This is a genomic window from Agathobaculum sp. TL06, assembly GCF_054658635.1.
In genome coordinates this window covers 37,075-57,418 of the sequence record NZ_BAAGGY010000004.1, presented here as the reverse complement: position 1 = coordinate 57,418, position 20,344 = coordinate 37,075, and the positions used below count along the sequence as shown (strand labels likewise).

Genomic DNA, 20,344 nt, shown 5'->3' with positions numbered 1-20,344 from the left:
GCCATGCGCCTGAGCGGAAAGACCGTAGTCCTGTGCGTGACCGGCGGCATCGCGGCGTATAAGGCCGCCGACCTGACCAGCAAGCTGCGGCAGGCCGGCGCGCAGGTACGCGTGCTGATGACCGAGTCGGCCACGCAGTTTATCTCCCCCATGACGTTTGAAACCCTGTCCGGCTACCGGACGGTCGTGGATACGTTCGACCGCAGCTTCGCGTGGGAGGTCGAGCATATCTCGCTGGCCAAGGCGGCGGATGTGTTTGTGATCGCGCCCGCGACCGCGAACGTCATTGCCAAGGCCGCGCTCGGCATTGCGGACGATATGGTGACGACGACGCTTCTGGCGACCCGCGCGCCGGTCGTGGTCGCGCCCGCGATGAATACGGGCATGTACGATAATCCGGTCACGCAGCAGAACCTGCGGACGCTGCGCGAGCGGGGCTTCCATATCATCGACCCTGCGGCGGGGCATCTCGCCTGCGGCGACACCGGCCGCGGCAAGCTGCCGGACACGCCCGCGCTGCTCTGGGGCATTGAAAAAGCGCTCACCCCGCAGGATCTCGCCGGACGGCGCGTGCTGGTCACTGCCGGACCGACGCAGGAGGCGATGGATCCGGTCCGTTTCCTGTCCAACCACTCCACGGGCAAGATGGGCTACGCGGTAGCGGCGCGCGCGGCGCTGCGCGGCGCGGAGACAACGCTGGTTTCCGGACCGACCGCGCTCGGCACGCCGGCAGGCGTTCAGCGGGTGGACGTGGTTTCCGCGCGCGAGATGTACGACGCGGTCGTGTCCCGCGCGGCGGAGCAGGATATGATCGTCAAGGCGGCCGCGGTGGGGGATTACCGCCCCGCGGAGACCGCGGCGGAAAAGCTCAAGAAGGGCGAAGGAGAGCTGACGCTCGCGCTGGCGCGCAATCCGGACATCCTGGCCGAGCTGGGGCGGAAAAAGCGCCCCGGGCAGCTGCTCTGCGGCTTCGCGATGGAAACCCAGAGCCTGCTGGAGAACGCCGCGGACAAGCTGCGGCGGAAAAACTGCGATATGCTGGTGGCCAACTCCCTGCGCGACGCGGGCGCGGGTTTCGGCACGGATACCAACGTCGCGACGCTCCTGTTTGCGGACGGGCGGCGCGAGACCCCGCCCCTGATGAGCAAGGAAGCGCTCGCGGACGTGATTTTGGACCGGCTGCTCGCAATGCAGCAGGCGCGGGCGTGACCGCCCGCCGCGGGGATGGGATGCGCGTCCCCCGCGCGGCGGATATCAGGCGCATAAGGAGGCGTATCCATTGGCGGAAAAAATCTGCGCGGTCGCCGTGGATGCGGCGACCTATGCGATCGACAAGCTATATTCCTACCGTGTGCCGGACGAGCTGCGGGAACAGGTGCGGATCGGCACCCGTGTTCTCGTGCCGTTCGGCTTTGGCAATAAACGGGCGGAAGCGGTAGTGCTCGCGTTCCGGAAGGACGACGGCGGGCATCCGCTCAAGCCCGTGGTGGAGGTGCTGGACGACGCGCCGGTGCTGGATGCGCGGCAGCTGAGGCTGGCCGCGTGGATGCGTGAGCGGCTGTACTGCACCTATTTCGACTGTGTGCGCGTCATGCTGCCCGCCGGTCTGTGGTTCAAGCGGAACGAAACCTACACGCTCGCGCCGGACGCCGACCTCGCCGCGCTGCGGGCGCGCGAAGGCGAGGCGGGCGCGGTGCTCGCGCTGTTTGACCGGCCGGGGCAGACGCTCGCAGCCTCGGATATCCGGCAGCGGCTGGGCGGCAGAAGCATGACCCGCGTGCTGGACGCGCTGGCGGGCGAGGGCGTGCTGACCTACCGCAGCAATACCGCCCAGCGGTCGGGCGATAAGACCGAACGGATGCTTTCCCTGGACGTGGAGGCCGGCGCCGCGGCGGCGCGGATCGGCCGGCGCAGCCCCGCGCGGCTGGATGTGGTGTCTATCCTCGCGGATGGCGGCTGGATGAGCTGGAAAGAGCTTTGCTACATGACGGGCGTATCCGACGCCGCGCTGCGCGATATGGTCAAAAAAGGGCTGCTGCGTATGCGGCACGAGGAGCGGCTGCGCGCGCCGGATTTTTCCGAGGTGCCGAAAGCCGCGCCGCCGGTGCTCAGCACGCAGCAGCAGCAGGCGTTCGACGGGCTTGCCGCGCTCCTGGACGAAAGGACGCCGCGCGCCGCGCTGCTGTTCGGCGTGACAGGGAGCGGCAAGACGCAGGTTTACCTGAAGCTGATCGCCAGAGCGCTGGAGCAGGGGCGCGGCGCGGTTGTGCTGGTGCCTGAAATCGGGCTGACGCCGCAGGTGCTGCGCCAGTTCGCGGCCCAGTTCGGGGATGAGGTTGCGGTGCTGCATTCCGCGCTCTCGGCCGGAGAGCGGTACGACAGCTTCAAAAAGATACAGTCCGGCCGCGCGCGCGTGGTGATCGGCACGCGGTCGGCGGTGTTCGCGCCGGTGAAAGACCTCGGCATCCTGATTATCGACGAGGAGCAGGATGGGGCGTACCGGTCCGAGCAGTCCCCCCGCTACCACGCGCGGGATGTGGCCAAGTATCGCGCCGCGCAGGAGAACGCGCTGCTCGTGCTCGGCTCCGCGACCCCGTCGGTCGAGACCTATTACGGCGCCCGACAGGGGAAATATCCGGTGTTTACGCTCAGCGAGCGGTTCCTCGGCGCGGGGCTGCCGGATGTGCTGATCGCCGACATGCGCGGCCTGGCCCGAGAGGGACGGGAGGGCGTGATCGGCCCGCAGCTGGAAAGCGAGCTGATCGGCGCGCTCGGGCGGGGAAAGCAGGCGATCCTGTTCCTCAACCGGCGCGGCAACAGCCGCGTGATCGGCTGCGCGATCTGCGGCTGGGTGCCGGAATGCCCCTCCTGCTCAACCAGCATGACCTATCACTCGGCCTCCGGACGGGCAATGTGCCATTACTGCGGGGCGTCGGTCAGGATCACCGGAAGGTGTCCGGCCTGCGGCGGGGAAAGCCTGTTTACCGAAACGCCCGGCACGCAGAAGGTCGAGCAGGAGCTGCATGAGAAATTCCCCGCCGCGCGCGTGCTGCGTATGGACGCGGACACCATGCACACCAAGGGCGCGCATGAAAAGCTGCTCGCGCAGTTCGCCAAGGGCGAGGCGGATATCCTGCTCGGCACCCAGATGGTGACCAAGGGGCTGGATTTTGAGAACGTCACGCTGGTCGGCGTGCTGGACGCGGACCAGAGCCTGTATGCGCAGGATTACCGCGCGCGGGAGCGCACGTTTTCGCTCATCACGCAGGTGGTGGGGCGCGCGGGACGGCGGTTCGATACCGGAAAGGCGGTCATCCAGACCTACAGCCCCACGCATCCGGTCATCCTGGCCGCGGCGCGGCAGGATTACGAGGCGTTTTTTGAGCGCGAGCTGGAAACCCGCCAGGCGCTGCGGTGTCCGCCGGTATGCGACCTGACCGTGCTGACCGCGGCGGGCGAGGTCGAGCAGCAGGTGTTGAAAAGCCTGCTCGCCCTCAAGACCCGCCTGCAAAGCCTGATGGAAGGGCAGTACGCGGACGTAAAGGCGCCGGTGCTGGGGCCGGCGGCGGCGCAGGTGGTGCGGGTGATGGGGCGCTACCGCTATCACCTGACCATGCGCGCGCGGAACACCGCGCGGTGGCGCTCGCTGATCGCGGGTGTGCTGCGCGAATTCCTGCTTGACAGCAAAAACCGCGGCGTGACCGTGTTTGCGGATGAAAATCCGGACCTGTAGCGCGCCGCGCAGGAGAGAAACGATTATGGAACAACAATGGACCATCCGGCTGGCGGCGCCGCAGGACGCGGCCGCGCTGCTGGATATTTACACGCCGTACATCACGGATACGGCCGTAACCTTTGAATATGACGTACCCACGGCGGAGGAATTCGCCGCGCGGGTACGGGAGATATCCGCCTGGTACCCTTATCTGGTGTGCGAGCGGGCGGGGGAAATCGCGGGCTATGCCTATGCGCACCGCCTGCGCGAGCGGGCGGCATACGACTGGGCCGCCGAGCTGTCCGTATATCTGGCGCGCGGGGCGCAGGGGAAAGGATTGGGCGCCGCGCTGTACCGCTGCCTGATCGAATTGCTCGGGCTGCAGCATTTGCGCAGCCTGTACGGCTGCGTCACGCTGCCGAATGAAAAAAGCGAGCGACTGCACAGAAAGCTCGGCTTTGTGGACGCGGGGATCTGGCGCGCGTCGGGCTGGAAGGCGGGCGCATGGCACGATGTCGGCTGGTTTGAAAAGCGTCTCGGCGGCGCGGGCGCGCCCGAACCGACGATCGCTTTCCCGCTGCTGGACGAAAAGAAGATACAGGAATGTTTGCAACGCTACACGGAAATGCTGAATATGGAGGAATGAAACGCTATGGCACTTCGTAAAATTCTGACGCAGGGCGACGAGCAGCTTTTGAAGCGCAGCCGCAAGGTGGAAAAGTTCGACGCGCGCCTGCATACCCTGATCGACGATATGCGCGAAACGCTTGAGAACTCGGGCGGCGTGGGACTGGCTGCGCCGCAGGTCGGCGTGCTGCGCCGCGTGGTCGTGCTGCTGGACGTGAACCAGGAGCCGGAGGAGATGGTTGAGCTGGTCAACCCCGAGGTGGTCGAGCAGAGCGGCGAGCAGCGCATCGTGGAGGGCTGCCTGTCCGTGCCGGGCGTGTACGGCTACGTCACCCGTCCGACCTGGGCCAAGATCCGCGCGCAGGACCGCGACGGCAACTGGTTCGAGCGCGAGGGCGAGGGCATCGTCGCCCAGTGCTTCTGCCATGAGACCGAGCATCTGGACGGACACCTGTTCACCGAAAAGGTGGAGGAGTATGTGGACATCGAGGAGCTGCAGCGCGAGGACGGGGAAGAGGGCGAGCCGGAATGAGGCTTGTGTTTATGGGTACGCCGGATTTTGCCGTGCCGAGCCTGCGGGCATTGCTTGACGCGGGGCATGATGTGTGTGCGGTATATACCCAGCCGGATAAGCCGCAGGGCCGCAGGCAGGTGCTGACCGCGCCGCCGGTCAAGGAGCTGGCGCTCGCGCACGGCATTCCGGTCTGCCAGCCCGCGACGCTGAAAAACGAGGACGAGCAGGAACGGCTGCGCGCGCTCGCGCCGGAGGCTGTCATCGTGGTGGCGTACGGCAAGCTGCTGCCGCGGGCAGTGCTGGATATCCCGCCGCGCGGGTGCATCAACGTACACGGCTCGCTGCTGCCGCGCTGGCGCGGCGCGGCGCCTATCCAGTGGTCGGTCATCGCGGGCGACGAAAAGGCCGGCGTGACCACCATGCAGATGGCCGAGGGGCTGGACACCGGCGATATGCTGCTGACCTATGAGACACCGATCGGCGCGCGGGAGACCGCGGGCGAGCTGTTCGACCGGCTGGCGCAGGCGGGCGCGGCGCTGCTGGTAGAGACGCTGGAACGTCTGGACCGCATCACGCCCGTCCCGCAGGACGACAGCCGGAGCTGCTATGCGCACATGCTGGATAAACAGATGGCGGTGATCGACTGGACCCAGTCCGCGCGCACTGTGGACTGCCTGATCCGCGGGCTCAACCCCTGGCCGGTCGCGCTGACCACGCTCGCGGGCGCGCGGCTCAAGGTATACGCCGCCGAGCCGGTTTCCGGACACGGCCGGCCGGGCGAGGTGCTGGAAAGCGACCCGAAAAAGGGCCTCACCGTTGCGTGCGGCGAGGGCGCGCTCCGGCTGACCGAGATTCAGCCCGTGGGCGGCAAACGCATGGGATGCGCGGATTTCCTGCGCGGCCATGCGGTGGAGAAGGGAAGCTTTTTAGGCGGATAAAGGAGTAGCTATGCCTTATTATGGTTTTTACGGGATTGATATGTACTATATCGTGCTGGTTGTACCCTGCATCATCCTGGCGTTCTGGGCGCAGGCCAGGGTAAAGAGCACGTTTAACCGGTATTCGCAGGTGCTGAACCGCCGCGGCTTGACCGGCGCGCAGGCGGCCGAGGCCGTGCTGCGCCAGAACGGCGTGACCGGTGTGCGCGTTGAATGGGTGGCGGGCAAGCTGACCGACCATTTTGACCCGCGCACCAACACCATCCGCCTGTCGAACGCGGTGTATTCCTCCACCTCGGTCGCGTCGGTCGGCGTGGCCGCGCACGAGGCCGGGCATGCGGTGCAGTACGCGGTCGGATATTTCCCCATCCGTCTGCGCGCGGCCATCATTCCGGTGACGCAGTTCGGCTCAATGGCCGCGTTCCCGCTGATTATCCTGGGGCTGTTTATGAATTCGGGCATCCTGATCGACCTTGGCATCTGGGCGTTCGCGCTGTCGACCGTGTTCCAGCTGGTGACCCTGCCGGTTGAGGTCAACGCGTCCAACCGCGCGCTCGCCGCGATCGAGCAGGGCGGCCTGCTGGCCGAGGACGAGTATCCGATGGCAAAGAAGACGCTGACCGCCGCCGCCATGACCTATTTCGCGGCGCTCGCCGTATCGCTCGCGCAGCTGCTGCGCCTGTTGCTGATTTTCGGGGGACGGAACCGCCATGATTGATAAGCGTCCGCGCACCCCGCGCGAGGCCGCGGCATTCTCCCTGTTCTCCATGCAGGAGGAGGGCGCCTGGTCGGACGGGGCGCTGCATCACTACCTCGCCCGCGCGGGGCTGACCGGCCGCGACGCGGCGCTGGCCGCGCGGCTCACCTACGGCACGGTGCAGAACGAGCTGCTGCTCGACTGGTACCTGCGGCAGTTTTCCAGCGTGCGGCTGAAAAAGATCTCGCCGCGCGTACTGGCCTGCCTGCGCATGGGGCTGTACCAGCTCATCCTGCTGGACAAGATCCCCGCGCACGCGGCAGTATCCGAAACGGTCGCGCTGGTGCGGCGGTACTGCCGTGCGAACGACCGCACGGTGTCGTTTGCCAATGCGGTGCTGCGCCGCGCGGCGCAGGCCGCGGAAGCCGGCGCGCTGCCCGCGCCCGACTGTCCGGATAAGGAGAGCTATTATGCGCTGCGATACAGCCATCCCGAATGGCTGGTGCGGCTGTGGTCGGCGCAGTTCGGCCTGAAGACGGCCGAGGCGCTCTGCCGTGCGGACAACGCGGACACGCCGGTTTCCGTGCGCGTCAACACGATGAAAACCACGCCGGAGGCAGCCCGCCGCGAGCTGGAAGCGGCGGGGCTGACGGTAACGCCGCACCGCGCCTTTCCGGAGATCCTGCTGTGTGTCGGCGGGGACGCGGCCGCGCTGCCCGCGTTCATCGAGGGGCGCGTCACCGTGCAGGACGCGGCGAGCGCACTCGCCGCCGCGGTGGCCGATCCCCAGCCAGGGGACGCCGTACTCGACTGCTGCGCCGCGCCGGGCGGCAAGAGCTTCGCCATGGCCGAACGCATGCGGGGCAAGGGCAGCGTCATATCCTGCGATATCTACGAACATAAGCTCAAGCGCATCCAGGCGGGCGCGGCGCGTCTCGGCCTGCCGAACATCCGCACCACCCTGCAGGACGCCGCCGCGCCGCGCGCGGACTGGGCCGGCACGGCGGATGTGGTGCTGTGCGACGTGCCGTGCTCCGGACTCGGCATCATCCGCAAAAAGCCCGAGATCCGCTACAAGGCTCCGGCTGGACTGGAGGGGCTACCCGCCTTGCAGGCGGCGATTTTACAGAACTGCGCGCGGTATGTGCGGCCGGGCGGCACACTGGTCTATTCCACCTGCACGATCCTGCGGCGCGAAAACGAGGACGTGGTGCGCACCTTCCTGGAGCGCAACGCGGATTTCGCCGCCGTTCCGTGGACGCATCCGGTGTGCGGTGCGCGGGAGGACGGGATGGCGACTTTGCTGCCGCCCGTACATGATACCGACGGCTTTTTCATTGCCAAGCTGAGGAGAAACGCATGACAGAAATCAAATCCCTGACAATCGAAGAGCTGAAAACCGCGCTGGCGGATATGGGCGAGAAGCCCTTCCGCGCGGGACAGATCTTCAAATGGCTCCACCAGGGGGTAGAGTCCTTTGAAGAGATGTCCAACCTGTCCAAAGACCTGCGCGCGCGGCTGGCCGAGCGCTTCGTGCTGACCGTGCCGCAGGTCGCGCGCAGACAGGTCAGCCAGGTGGACGGCACGGTCAAATACCTGTGGCGCCTGCGGGACGGGGACTGCGTGGAGTCCGTGCTGATGCACTACGAGCACGGCGTATCCGTGTGCGTTTCCACGCAGGTCGGGTGCCGCATGGGGTGCCGGTTCTGCGCGTCCGGACTGAATGGGCTCAAGCGCCACCTGTCCGCGGGCGAAATCCTGGACGAGATTCTGTTCATGCAGAAGGACAGCGGCGAAACGGTGTCCAACATCGTGCTTATGGGTACGGGCGAGCCGCTGGACAATTACGACAATGTGCTCAGGTTCCTGCATCTGGTGAGTTGTCCGGAGGGGGTAAATATTGGACAGCGGCATATCTCCTTGTCAACCAGCGGAATTGCTGATAAAATAGAGAGGTTAGCAGGGGAGAAGCTGCAGATCACCCTGTCCGTGTCGCTGCACGCGCCGGACGACGAGACGCGCTCCTCCATCATGCCGGTGAACGAGGCGTATCCGGTCGAGCGGCTCATGCGCGCGTGCCGGTATTATTTCGATACCACCGGCCGCCGTATTTCCTATGAGTACATGATGGCGCGGGATACGACCGACCGCATCTGGCAGGCCGAAAAGCTGGCAAAGCTGCTGCGCGGCCGGCCGGCGCATGTCAACCTGATCCCGCTTAACGAGGTGGCCGAAAGCCCGCTGCGGCCCTCGCGGCCGGAGGCCGTGCGACGCTTCCAGCAGGCGCTGGAAAAGCGCGGCGTGACCGCGACCGTGCGGAGAAGGCTTGGTCCGGATATCGACGCGGCCTGCGGCCAGCTCCGGCGCAGGGAGCTTGACCGGACAGCGGCGGGCGGCGCAGAATAGACGGTTTGCCCGCAAAAGCGCGTCCCGTGCGGGGCGCGGCGCGGGGATTGGGGATGCGGCTGCGGAGCGTGCGCATCCCCTGTAAACGGGGGCTGCGGCTCCCTGTCAAGACGCAGGAGGTGTTCTGTTGTGGAATGGTTCGGCTTGACCGATAAGGGGCGCGTGCGTCCGACCAATCAGGATATTTACCAGATCGAGGTGCGCGAGCCGAACGAGTCCGCGCTGCTTGTGGTGTGCGACGGTATGGGCGGCGCGAACGCCGGCAACGTGGCGAGCCGCTTTGCCGCGCAGGTGTTCGTGGAGGAGGTGCGGCCCCAGCTGGATGGCGCGCTGGAGGAAAAAACGCGCCAGGAAGCGTTGACCGCGGCGCTCGACGCCGCAAACGGCACGGTGTTCGCCCTGGCAGGGCGGCAGCCCGAATTCCGCGGCATGGGTACGACGCTGGTCGCAGCGCTCGTCAAAGGGGAGCAGGCGACCATCCTCAACGTGGGAGACAGCCGCGCTTACCTGTTCGACGGAGAACGGCTGCGCCAGATCACCGAGGACCATTCCTATGTGGAGGAGATGCGCCGCCAGGGCCGCATCACCGAGGCGGACGCGCGCACCCATCCGCAGAAGAACCTGATCACCCGCGCGGTCGGCGTGGAGCCGGACGTTGAGGGCGACCTGTTCGAGGTGCGGCTGAAGGAGGACGAGGTCCTGCTGCTCTGCTCGGACGGGCTGAGCGGCATGGCGGAGGACGCGCAGATCGCGCAGACCATCCGCAGCGCGAAAACGCTCGCGCTGGCGGGCGACGCACTGCTGACCCTTGCGCTGGAAGGCGGCGGCCGCGACAATATCACCGTTGCGCTGTTCACCCGCGGCGCGGGAGAGGAGGCGTGACCGCATATGGATAAATACATCGGCAAACTGCTCGGCGGCCGGTACGAGATCATCGACGTGGTCGGCGTGGGCGGCATGGCGGTTGTCTACCGCGCGCGCTGCCATGTGCTCAACCGCTATGTGGCGGTCAAGATCCTCAAGGACGAATACGCCAGGGATCCGGATATCCGCAAGCGCTTCTCCATTGAGTCGCAGGCGGTCGCCAAGCTTTCGCACCATAATATCGTGTCGGTCTATGATGTCGGCAGCGACAACGGCACGGATTATATCGTCATGGAGCTGATGGAGGGCGTCACGCTCAAGGAATACCTGCAGAAAAAAGGGCATCTGCCCTGGCAGGAGGCGCTGTTTTTCGCACAGCAGATCTGCCGCGCGCTGGTACACGCCCATTCCCGCGGCATCATCCATCAGGATATCAAGCCGCAGAACGTCATTATCCTGCGGGACGGCACCGCCAAGCTAACCGACTTCGGCATTGCCTCCTTCGCCACAACGCAGGAGACGCGCGTCGTGCAGGAGGCCATCGGCTCGGTGCATTATATCTCGCCCGAGCAGGCCAAGGGCTCCAAGATCGATTACCGGACGGATATCTACTCGCTCGGCGTCGTGATGTACGAAATGCTGACGGGCAAGCTGCCGTTTGAGGGCGAGACCGCGCTGCAGGTCGTCATGCAGCACCTGAACGCGGTGCCGCTCGCGCCGAGCGAGCGGCAGCCCGACGTTCCCAAGGGGCTGGACGAGGTCGTGATGCACGCGATGTGCGCGAACATCAGCAGGCGCTATGCGTCGGCGGAAGAGCTTCTGGCCGACCTGGACCGCCTGAAAAACGATGCGAACGCGCAGTTCCATTACAGCTGTGTGCAGGACGAGGCGGGCGAAACGCAGGTGCTGGGCCGCGAGGTGCAGCAGGCGGCGCGCCGCACGCCGGTATCGCCCGAGCGCGATCGGGCAGGCGGGCGGGACCGCCGCGCACCGGCGCCCGAGCCGGAGCCGGAGGGCTTTTTCGAACGCCTGGCGGAGCGGCCGGGGCTGGCCGCGGGCATCGCGGTGGCCGTATTCGCGGTGATCGCGCTGCTGGTGACGGGCATCCTGCTGTTCACGGGCGGCAACAGGGAGCAGAAGATCAGCGTTCCGGCGCTTGTGGGCCGCGATATCGAGGAGATTCTGGCGGATACCGAAGTGACCGGAAACTTCACGATCAAGGAAGCGGACAAGCGCGTTGCCTCCAACCGGCCGGTGGGCGAGGTGCTGGAACAGGACCCGGGTACGGGCGAAAGCGCGGTCAAGGGTACGATCATTACCGTTACCGTATCCGCGGGCGGCGACAACGTGCAGAACACCTATAAGATCGTTGATTTCAAGGATAAGACGCTCGAATATGTGCAGGCCGCGCTGGCGGAGGAGGACATCACGCTCAAGACCGCCGAGGAGCCGTCGGACGAAGTGGAAAAGGGCAAGGTCACGCGGACCGATCCCGCCGCCGGGCAGGAGCTTGCGCGGGGCGCGACGCTGACCGTCTATATCAGCACCGGCAAGGAAGAAAAGGAGACGCAGGTACCCAACCTGTTCGGCATGACGCAGAGCGCGGCGCAGAAGGCGCTGGAGGAAAAGGGCCTCGCGCTCGGCTCGGTCAGTCCGGTTGAGAGCGACGCCGCGGCCGGCACGGTCATCTGGCAGTCCGTGGAAAAGGATTCCACGGTCAGCGAGGGTACTGTGGTCAACATCCAGATCTCCAAGGGCAGGACGCAGACGCCCGAGGGGGAGCCGGACAAGCCGGACGATAATCCGGACAGCGGCGAAGCGGACAACGGGGACGAACCCGAGCAGCAGGAGCCGCAGGTCGGCTACGCGAGCGTTTCGGTCGCGCTGCCGGACAACACGGATATGGCGCATGTGGTCATTTCGGTGGACGGGATGGTGCAGTACGACCAGACGCACGCGACCGATTCGGGCAGCGTGACCGTCCGCGTGAAAGGCACGCCGGGACAGCATGAGGTCACGGTCAGCGTTGACGGAAACGCATCGACCTCCACCTACACGTTCAGTTGACAAAAGGGGCGTATTTTTTGATCGAAGGGATCATTCTCAAGGGCATCGGCGGGTTCTATTATGTGGATACGGCCGAGGGGCTGATCGAGTGCAAGGCGCGCGGCCGTTTCCGCAAGACGGTCGGCAAGCCGATCATTGGCGATCGGGTCACGCTGGAAATCCAGCCGGAGGATGGTACGGGCTACCTGACCGACATCCATCCGCGCAAAAACAGCCTGGTGCGTCCGGCGGTCGCAAACCTGGACCTGCTGGCGGTGGTCGCCTCCGCGGCCCCGCCGGTGACCGACCCGTTTTTGATCGATAAGGTAACGGCGATCGCGGTCCATAAGGGGATCGGCGCGCTGGTCGTCATCAACAAAACGGACGAGGACCCGGGGGACGAGCTGTTCCGCATTTACGAAAAAAGCGGGATCGAAACGCTGCGCGTCAGCGCGCTGACCGGAGAGGGCATCGACCGCCTGAAGGACCGCATCCGCGGCAGGGTGGCGGCGTTCGCCGGCAACTCCGGCGTGGGCAAGTCCAGCGTGCTCAACCGGCTGGACAGCGGCTTTGGCGCCGAGGTGGGCGCGATCTCCGACCGCATCGGCAGGGGGCGGCATACGACCCGCCATGTCGAGCTGCATCCCGTGGAGGGCGGCGGCTATATCGCGGACACGCCCGGCTTTTCCTCGTTCGAGACCGGACAGATGGATCTGGTGCTGGCCGAGGATCTGCAGTACGCGTTTCCCGAGTTCGCGCCCTATTTGGGCCAGTGCAGGTTTACTGGCTGCGCGCATGTGAAGGAAAAGGGCTGCGCGGTGTGTGCGGCGGTCCAGGCGGGGGAGATCGCGGAGAGCCGGCATGCGAGTTATGTCAAACTCTATGAGAGCGTAAAGGATCTGAAAGAATGGGAGCTTTTGAAAGGCGGCACGCGCTGATTTTCGCGGCCGCGCCGGAAACCGAATACGGTTATATCCGCGCGTTCCTGAAGGAGCATCCGGACGCGCTGATCGCCTGCGCGGACGGCGGCCTGCGCCATGCCCGCGCGCTCGGCCTGCATCCGGACTTCATGATTTCGGACTGCGACTCCATGCCGGAGGTCGAGGGGACCGAGGTTGTGCGCCTGCGTCCGGAAAAGGACGATACGGACACGCAGGGCTGCTTGCGCGAGGTGTTCCGCCGCGGCTGTACCGAGGCCACGCTGGTCTGCGCGACCGGCGGGCGCATCGACCATATGCTCGCCAACCTGTCCCTGCTGGAGGAGGCGTATGCCATGGGCGGGCGCCTGACAGTGCTGGACCGGCAGAATCAAATCGTTTTGCATGAGGGCGGCTGTCAAAAATTCAAAATGCCGCCGGAGTACGCCTATTTTTCGCTGGTGCCGCTCGATGCGGTTTTGACCGGCGTAAGTATTGAAAACGCCAAGTATCCGCTGCGCGACGCGGTCGTCACGCGGGCGGGAATGGTCACGATATCCAACGAAGCAATCGCGGACTGCTTTTCGGTAACCATCCGAGAGGGGCGCTCGCTTGTGATCTTTTCGCGCGACTGGACGCGCGCTTTGTGAAAAATCCACACCAAAACCGCCGGCAGGGGCGGTTTTTTTATCCCTTTCGTTTTTGCAATTTTTTGATAGCAGACTTGCAAAACGAAAAAAGGAAGCATATAATAAGGATTATAGAGAGAAATGGGAACAGACTTGTAAAGGGAGAGTGCTGTATCGTGGCATTGAAGCCGATTTCCAAAATCGCCGCCGGCGTGCAGGCGTCCACCACGCTTGCGATTGATTCGCTGTTCAAGCAGATGAAAGCAGAGGGGAAGGACGTCGTCGGCTTCGGCGCGGGCGAGCCGGATTTCCCGACGCCCGAGCATATCAAGCAGGCGGGCATCGACGCGATCGAAAACAACTTTACCAAATATACGCCGGCCGCGGGCCTGATGCAGCTCCGCGAAGCGGCGAGCTACCGCCTGAAGGCGGATTTCGGGCTGGAATACGCGCCCAACCAGATCGTGGTCGCGTCCGGCGCGAAGCATTCGGTCTATGTGGCGCTGATGACGCTGTGCGACCCGGGCGACGAGGTTGTGATCGCCGCGCCCTACTGGGTCAGCTATTCCGAGATGGTCAAGCAGGCGGGCGCGGTGCCTGTGATTGTCGCCGCGGGCGAGGCCGAGGATTTCAAGATCACGGCGGCGCAGCTCGACGCGGCGATCACCGACCGGACCAAGGTGTTTATGCTCAATTCGCCCTGCAACCCGACCGGCATGGTCTATACGCGCGCAGAGCTGGAGGCGATCGCCGAGGTATGCTGCCGCCGCAACGTCTATGTGATCGCGGACGAGATTTACTGCAACCTGGTCTATGACGATATCGAGTTCGTATCCTTTGCTTCGCTGGGCGAGGAGGTCAAGGAACGGACCATCCTGGTCAACGGCGTGTCCAAGAGCTATGCCATGACCGGCTGGCGCATTGGCTACACGGCCTCCAATCCGGAGCTGGCCCGTGTGATGGGCAATTATCTGAGCCACTCCACTTCGGCGCCCTCCACGATCTCCCAACACGCGGCGATCGTGGCGCTGCGCGGCCCGCAGGAGGATATGCAGGCCATGAAGCGCGCGTTTGAAAAGCGCCGCGACCATCTGGTCGGGCGCATGAACCGCATTGAGGGCGTTTCCTGCATCAAGCCGCAGGGCGCGTTCTATGTGATGATGAACATGAAAAGCTTCATCGGCAAGTCCATGTACGGGAAAACGATCGGGAGCGCGGAGGATTTCGCGCATCTGTTCCTGGAAAAAGGGCTGGTGGCGACCGTGCCGTGTACGGCGTTCGCGGCGCCGGGCTTTGTCCGCTGGAGCTACGCGACCTCGCTGGCCGAGATCGACAAGGGGCTGGACCGGCTGGAACAGTTCATCCAAAACGCATAATGACAGGAAAAAGGGAGGACGGCTGTCCTCCCTTTTGTATTATTCGAGCGGCTTGAGCAGGCGGTATTCCGTGAATGCGCCGCAGGTGTGAACCTGCTTGAGCTGGAAACCAAAATGCAGGTAAATCGGCACATTCTCCCGTGAAAAGGTTTCCAGCACGATTGCCCGGCAGCCCAGCGCCGCCGCGCGGGCGAGCGCGCCGTCCATCAGTTCGCGGGCGATGCCCGTGCCGCGGTGCGCTTTGGCGACCGCGAACTGCGCGATGTAGTACGGCCGGTCGCAATAGCGCCGGTACCAGTTCATACTGTGTACGGCCATAACGGGCCGGCTGTTGCGTGTGAGCTGTGCGAGCAGGCGCTTGGGAATGCCGCGCAGCGCGCGGCCGCGCCGCAGCAGATAAATGATCTGCGCGAGCGGACCGAGCGGGGCGCGCCTGCACGGGTCGGTGCCGACCAGCGCGCCGGTGAGCGCACCGTCCGCAGTCTCGCAGACGAAAACATCGCCGTGTTCGAGGAAATAGTCCTGCCCGAGACTGAGTATGGTCGGGCCGATCCGGCGGGCGGTTTCCATATCCACGCCGGAAAACTGCTGCTGCAGCTCTTCCTTTTCATAAAACTGGTCGAACATCAGCGCGGCCAGCGCTGGAAGCTCGTCCTGACGGGCTTTTCTCATGTTGCACCTCCGGTTTGTGGCTGACTTGATGATAGCATGCAGGCCGCGGTCCGTCAAGCCGCGGCGCGGCGCTGTCAAATCAATGGCGCGCACGGGGGATTTCTTTGTTTATTGTTACAATGTGTGCGCAAAACAAGGCGGTTTTGCTTGAAATGCGCGGGATGGGGTGATAAACTAAGAGCGGACTGTTTCAGTCCGTTCTTTTGTGTTTCCACAAAAAATGAAGATAGATCGGAAAGGACGACTGACATGAACAACGTGTACGAAAGCCCGCTTTCTTCGCGCTACGCTTCGGAGGAGATGCTGTATACCTTTTCCTCGGATATGAAGTTTTCTACCTGGCGCCGCCTGTGGGTGTCGCTGGCCAAGGCGGAGATGGCGCTCGGCCTGCCCATCACCCAGGAGCAGGTGGACGAAATGGAGGCGCATTTGACCGATATCGATTATGATACGGCCAGGGCGCGCGAGAAAGAGGTTCGCCACGACGTGATGGCGCACGTCTATACGTTCGGCAAGGCCGCGCCCAAGGCGGCGGGCATTATCCACCTTGGCGCGACGAGCGCCTATGTGGGCGATAACACGGATATCATCCAGCTCCGCGCGGGCCTGCTGCTCGTGCGCAAAAAGCTGGCCGTGGTGCTGGACAAGCTGGCGCGCTTCGCGGACGCGCACAAGGCGCAGCCCACGCTGGGCTTCACCCACTTCCAGCCTGCGCAGCTCACCACGGTCGGCAAGCGCGCGACCCTGTGGATGAACGAGCTGCTGATGGATCTGGCCGAGGTCGAGTACCGCATTGAAAACCTGCGCATGCTGGGCAGCAAGGGGACGACCGGCACGCAGGCGTCCTTTATGGAGCTGTTCGACGGGGACGAGGGCAAGGTCAAGGAGCTGGAAGCGCGCATCGCGGCGGACTTTGGCTTCGCAGGCGTGGTGCCGGTTTCCGGACAGACCTATTCGCGCAAGATCGACGCGCAGACGCTGGCCACCCTGTCCGGCATCGCACAGTCGGCGTCCAAGTTTGCCACCGACCTGCGTTTGCTGCAGCACCTCAAGGAGATTGAGGAGCCTTTCGAGGCGCACCAGATCGGCTCGTCCGCGATGCCGTACAAGCGCAACCCGATGAGAAGCGAGCGCATCTGCGCGCTGGCGCGCTATGTCATCACGGACAGCCTGAACCCCGCTTTCACCTCCGCTACCCAGTGGTTCGAGCGCACGCTCGACGATTCGGCGAACAAGCGCATCTCCGTGCCGGAGGCGTTCCTCGCGGTGGATGCGATTCTGAACATTATGATTAACGTGGTGTCCGGCCTGGTGGTATACCCCAAGGTTATCCATCAGCGCGTGATGAACGAGCTGCCCTTTATGGCGACCGAAAACATCATGATGGGCGCGGTCAAGCGCGGCGGCAACCGGCAGGAGCTGCACGAGCGCATCCGCGAGCATTCCATGGCCGCGGGCAAGCGCATCAAGGAGGAAGGGCTGGACAACGACCTAATCGACCGCATCGCCGCGGACCCGATGTTCGGCATGACGCGCGAGCAGATCATGGAGCATCTGGACCCATCCGCGTATATCGGCCGCTGCCCGTCCCAGGTGGACGAGTTCCTCAGCGAGTGCGTCCGGCCGGCCATCGCGCCCTATCTGGACGGCGGGGACGTCACGGTAGAGATCAACCTGTAAGCGCGGCGGCCAGGCGCGGCAATATTGACTTTTCTGCGGTTTCGCAGTATACTAAATCAGTTGTGTAAGAAAACAAAGGAGGCTGTAAAACATTGAAAAAGAGTGTGATTTCCTTCATCGCAGTCATGCTCGTGATCGTTTTGCTCGGTCTTTGCGCGGTAATGGGCTTTACCGTGGCGGGGCGCACGATCATCCCTGCGGTGAATGATACCGAGCACGGCATCCGGCTCGGCCTCGATCTGGTGGGCGGTTCGCGCATCGTATATGAGGCGGAGCTGCCGGAGGGCTACGATGCGGGCAACCTGTCCAGAGATATGGAAACGGCGCAGTCCATGATTCGTCAGCGCCTGACCAACAAGGGCTTCACCGAGGCGACTGTCGCGCTTTCGGGCGACAACCGTATCTCGGTCGAGATCCCGCAGATCACCAATCCCGAGGAAGCCGTGCAGACGCTGGGCTCGACCGCGCAGCTTGTGTTTATGGACGCGGACGGCAAGGAGTGGCTGACCGGCACGGATATCAAGCGTGCGACCGCCATGTACGGCCAGCCGACCGGCGCGGAGCTGACGGACGAGCATTACGTCCAGATCGAGTTCACCGACGAGGGAACGCAGAAATTCTCCGAGGCGACCGCTTCGATCGCGGCGCGGAAAAATACGGACGGTATGAACTTCCTTGCCATCGTCATGGACAATCAGGCGATTTCCACACCGATGGTGGAGAACCAGCTGACGCAGAGTACCTGCGTGATCTCGGGCGGCAACTTCACGGCGGAAAGCGCCAAGGAGCTGGCGGACCTGATTAACGTCGGCCAGATGCCGTTCAGCCTCAAGCAGGTTGAGCTTCGCTCGGTCGGCCCGCAGCTCGGCGCGAACGCCCTGCAGACTTCGCTGCTCGCGGGCGCGATCGGCATTGTGCTGGTCTGCCTGTTCATGCTGATCGTTTACCGCATCCCGGGTCTGGTCGCCTGTCTGGCACTCGGCTTCTATATCGTCATTGAAGCGGTTGTGTTCGGCCTGATCCGTGTCAACCTGTCCCTGCCGGGCATCGCGGGCATCATCCTGTCGATCGGCATGGCGGTCGATGCGAACGTTATTATCTTTGAGCGCATCAAGGAAGAGCTGCGCGCGGGCAAGACTGTCAAGAGCGCTATCGATTCCGGCTTCAAGCGCGCGTTCACCGCGATCCTGGACTCCAACATCACCACGCTGATCGCGGCCGCGGTGCTGTTCTGGATGGGTACCGGCACAATCGTCGGCTTTGCGACCACGCTGGGCCTCGGCGTTATCATTTCCATGTTTACAGCCCTGACGGTGACCCATTTCCTGCTCAACCGCATGGTGGATTTCCATGTTCGCAGCCCCAAGGCTTACGGCGCTTAAGAAAGGAGGAGATAAATTATGAAACCCAAGTTCCCCATTCTGAAGAATTTCAAGATTTTCGGCATTATCTCCGCCCTGCTGTGCGCGACCGGCCTGGTGGCCCTGATCGCGCTGCCGTTCGGCCAGAATTTCTTTAACCTGAGCATTGACTTTGCCGGCGGCACGGAGATGGAGTTCAACCTGCACAAGACGGTGGACCAGGCGGTCCAGACCGAGGTGCGCGAGCTGTTTCAGGAGGTAACGGGCGTCGATCCGTCCTCGGTCACCTCGTCGGGCGACAGCAATGAAAACGTGCTGATCCGCTCCACCTCGATCGATTCGGAAAAGCGCGCGGCTGTCATCGACAAGATGGTGGAAACCTACAGTCTGGACGAAGAGGGCAAGGATCTCTACAACAATAACGACGTTTCCCCTTCGGTCGGCAGCGACCTGCAGCGCGCGGCGTTCCTGTGCGCGGCGGTGGCGATCGTGCTGATGCTGATCTATATCACCATCCGTTTTGAGCTGACCAGCGGCCTGGCGGCGGTCACCTGCCTGATCCACGACCTGCTGATTATGCTGTCGGTCTATGTGTGGTTCCAGATTCCGCTGGACACCGGCTTTATCGCCGCGGCGCTGACCATACTCGGCTATTCGATCAATGCGTCCATCATCGTATTCGACCGCATCCGCGAGAACCTGCGCGCGGCGCGCAAGGAGCCGTTTGAGGAGGTCGCGGAGCGCAGCGTCTGGCAGACCATGGGGCGTACCATCAACACGACCCTTACCACGCTGTTCACGGTCGGCATGATCTTTATTCTGGGTGTGCCGTCGCTCAAGCAGTTCACGCTGCCGCTGATCGTGGGCATCGTTGCGGGCGCCTGGTCGTCGATCATGCTGTCGGCAAGCTTCTGGTCGTTCTACCGCAAGCATTTCCGCAAGAAGCGTATCTGAATATAGGAAAAAGCGCATACTGCGCGAAACAACGGACGGGGGTGCGGCGCGTATCCCCGTCCGGTTTTTTTGGAAAAGGAGGGACCCCCTTGCGTCTGGGCATTTCGACCGCGTGCTTCTATCCGCAGCCGGTGGAGGAGATACTGCCCATCCTGGCCGGACTGGGCGTGCATGCGGTCGAGGTTTTCTTTAATACGGAGAGCGAGTTCTCGCCGCGCTTTTATGAGCAGTTGGGTGCGCAGGCGCGGCAGCTGGGACTGGATATCGTGTCGGTCCACCCCTACACCTCGCTGATGGAGGGGCTGCTCCTGTTCTCCGACTACCAGCGCCGCACAGAGGACGGGCTGATGCAGTACCAGCGCTATCTGGAATGCGCGGCGGCGCTGGGCGCGCGCTTTTTCACTTTCCACGGGGAGCGCGATATGGGGCATGCGGACGATCCGGCGCGCTGGGCGCGCAAGTGCGGGGTATACCGCCGGCTGTGCGGACTCGCAGCCTCCTGCGGCGTGACGCTCGCGCAGGAGAATGTGGCGTGGTGCCGTTCGCGCGACCCCGCGTTTCTGCGCGCCCTGTACCGCGACGTTCCCGCGCTGCGGTACACGCTCGACATCAAGCAGGCGCACCGCGCCGGCCGCCACCCGCGGGAATTCATCGATGCGGTGGGGGACCGGCTGGTAAATATCCATATCAACGATTTCTCGGCCGAGCAGAGCTGCCTGCTGCCCGGGGCGGGGACGATGGATTACGCGGACTTTTTCTCACGCCTGCGCGCAGCCGGCTACAGCGGGCATGCGCTGATCGAGGTATACCGCTCGAATTTCACGGGGCCGGACGACCTGGCGCGCGCCGTGCGCGTGCTTTCCCGCTTTTTAACGGTTTGACGGGGTAAATGCGCCCGCTGTGGTTGACTTTTTTATACAAGGGGTGGTATAATAACCACAAATGATT

Annotated in this window: 18 protein-coding genes; 17 read left to right on the top strand and 1 reads right to left on the bottom strand. The window is 64.0% G+C overall.

The window, feature by feature from the left end; translation table 11 throughout:
* The first annotated feature begins 3 nt into the window (after nucleotides 1–3).
* From coaBC to ACYQ3S_RS03405, 13 genes are all read left to right on the top strand, one after another.
* A complete protein-coding gene (gene coaBC / locus ACYQ3S_RS03465) occupies nucleotides 4–1,209 on the top strand; it encodes a bifunctional phosphopantothenoylcysteine decarboxylase/phosphopantothenate--cysteine ligase CoaBC (protein ID WP_459687344.1) in 1,206 nt (401 codons plus the stop codon).
* Between the two features lie 70 nt (nucleotides 1,210–1,279).
* A complete protein-coding gene (priA, locus tag ACYQ3S_RS03460) occupies nucleotides 1,280–3,733 on the top strand; it encodes a replication restart helicase PriA (RefSeq protein ID WP_459687343.1) in 2,454 nt (817 codons plus the stop codon).
* A 25-nt stretch (nucleotides 3,734–3,758) separates the two neighbouring features.
* Nucleotides 3,759–4,361: an N-acetyltransferase family protein gene (locus ACYQ3S_RS03455; protein WP_459687342.1), complete on the top strand. Its 603-nt coding sequence runs from the start codon at nucleotides 3,759–3,761 to the stop codon at nucleotides 4,359–4,361.
* A gap of 6 nt (nucleotides 4,362–4,367) precedes the next feature.
* Complete coding sequence (gene def, locus ACYQ3S_RS03450) at nucleotides 4,368–4,874, top strand: peptide deformylase (protein ID WP_459687341.1); 507 nt, start codon at nucleotides 4,368–4,370, stop codon at nucleotides 4,872–4,874.
* Nucleotides 4,871–5,794 carry a methionyl-tRNA formyltransferase gene (gene fmt, locus ACYQ3S_RS03445; protein WP_459687340.1) on the top strand — a complete coding sequence of 308 codons (924 nt, stop codon included), beginning with the start codon at nucleotides 4,871–4,873 and terminating at the stop codon, nucleotides 5,792–5,794. Before def ends, fmt begins: the two co-directional genes overlap by 4 nt.
* 10 nt (nucleotides 5,795–5,804) lie before the next feature.
* Nucleotides 5,805–6,512, top strand: a complete 708-nt coding sequence (locus tag ACYQ3S_RS03440) for a zinc metallopeptidase (RefSeq protein WP_459687339.1) — start codon at nucleotides 5,805–5,807, stop codon at nucleotides 6,510–6,512.
* Nucleotides 6,505–7,854, top strand: coding sequence for a 16S rRNA (cytosine(967)-C(5))-methyltransferase RsmB (gene rsmB, locus ACYQ3S_RS03435; RefSeq protein WP_459687338.1), 1,350 nt, complete (start codon nucleotides 6,505–6,507; stop codon nucleotides 7,852–7,854). Before ACYQ3S_RS03440 ends, rsmB begins: the two co-directional genes overlap by 8 nt.
* The gene (rlmN, locus tag ACYQ3S_RS03430) at nucleotides 7,851–8,897 is read left to right on the top strand and encodes a dual-specificity RNA methyltransferase RlmN (protein WP_459687337.1); all 1,047 of its coding nucleotides are present in this window, start codon (nucleotides 7,851–7,853) and stop codon (nucleotides 8,895–8,897) included. Before rsmB ends, rlmN begins: the two co-directional genes overlap by 4 nt.
* A gap of 129 nt (nucleotides 8,898–9,026) precedes the next feature.
* Complete coding sequence (locus tag ACYQ3S_RS03425; protein WP_459687336.1) at nucleotides 9,027–9,779, top strand: Stp1/IreP family PP2C-type Ser/Thr phosphatase; 753 nt, start codon at nucleotides 9,027–9,029, stop codon at nucleotides 9,777–9,779.
* A 6-nt stretch (nucleotides 9,780–9,785) separates the two neighbouring features.
* Nucleotides 9,786–11,828, top strand: coding sequence for a Stk1 family PASTA domain-containing Ser/Thr kinase (pknB, locus tag ACYQ3S_RS03420; RefSeq protein WP_459687335.1), 2,043 nt, complete (start codon nucleotides 9,786–9,788; stop codon nucleotides 11,826–11,828).
* Nucleotides 11,829–11,845: 17 nt separating this feature from the next.
* Nucleotides 11,846–12,745: a ribosome small subunit-dependent GTPase A gene (gene rsgA / locus ACYQ3S_RS03415; protein WP_459687334.1), complete on the top strand. Its 900-nt coding sequence runs from the start codon at nucleotides 11,846–11,848 to the stop codon at nucleotides 12,743–12,745.
* Nucleotides 12,715–13,374: a thiamine diphosphokinase gene (locus ACYQ3S_RS03410; protein ID WP_459687333.1), complete on the top strand. Its 660-nt coding sequence runs from the start codon at nucleotides 12,715–12,717 to the stop codon at nucleotides 13,372–13,374. The genes rsgA and ACYQ3S_RS03410 overlap by 31 nt, the downstream gene beginning before the upstream one ends.
* 161 nt (nucleotides 13,375–13,535) lie before the next feature.
* Nucleotides 13,536–14,729: a pyridoxal phosphate-dependent aminotransferase gene (locus ACYQ3S_RS03405; protein WP_459687439.1), complete on the top strand. Its 1,194-nt coding sequence runs from the start codon at nucleotides 13,536–13,538 to the stop codon at nucleotides 14,727–14,729.
* Between the two features lie 39 nt (nucleotides 14,730–14,768).
* Here ACYQ3S_RS03405 and ACYQ3S_RS03400 read toward each other — a convergent pair whose 3' ends face one another.
* A complete protein-coding gene (locus tag ACYQ3S_RS03400) occupies nucleotides 14,769–15,401 on the bottom strand; it encodes a GNAT family N-acetyltransferase (RefSeq protein ID WP_459687332.1) in 633 nt (210 codons plus the stop codon).
* 249 nt (nucleotides 15,402–15,650) lie between these two features.
* On the opposite strand from ACYQ3S_RS03400, the gene purB reads away from it, so the two are divergent.
* The 4 genes from purB (at nucleotide 15,651) to ACYQ3S_RS03380 (ending at nucleotide 20,277) form a co-directional block, all read left to right on the top strand.
* Nucleotides 15,651–17,081: an adenylosuccinate lyase gene (gene purB, locus ACYQ3S_RS03395; RefSeq protein ID WP_459687331.1), complete on the top strand. Its 1,431-nt coding sequence runs from the start codon at nucleotides 15,651–15,653 to the stop codon at nucleotides 17,079–17,081.
* Between the two features lie 92 nt (nucleotides 17,082–17,173).
* Nucleotides 17,174–18,463, top strand: coding sequence for a protein translocase subunit SecD (secD, locus tag ACYQ3S_RS03390; protein ID WP_459687330.1), 1,290 nt, complete (start codon nucleotides 17,174–17,176; stop codon nucleotides 18,461–18,463).
* An 18-nt stretch (nucleotides 18,464–18,481) separates the two neighbouring features.
* On the top strand, nucleotides 18,482–19,396 hold the full coding sequence (gene secF / locus ACYQ3S_RS03385) for a protein translocase subunit SecF (protein ID WP_459687329.1): 915 nt from the start codon (nucleotides 18,482–18,484) through the stop codon (nucleotides 19,394–19,396).
* An 89-nt stretch (nucleotides 19,397–19,485) separates the two neighbouring features.
* Nucleotides 19,486–20,277, top strand: a complete 792-nt coding sequence (locus ACYQ3S_RS03380; RefSeq protein ID WP_459687328.1) for a sugar phosphate isomerase/epimerase family protein — start codon at nucleotides 19,486–19,488, stop codon at nucleotides 20,275–20,277.
* Nucleotides 20,278–20,344: the final 67 nt, after the last annotated feature.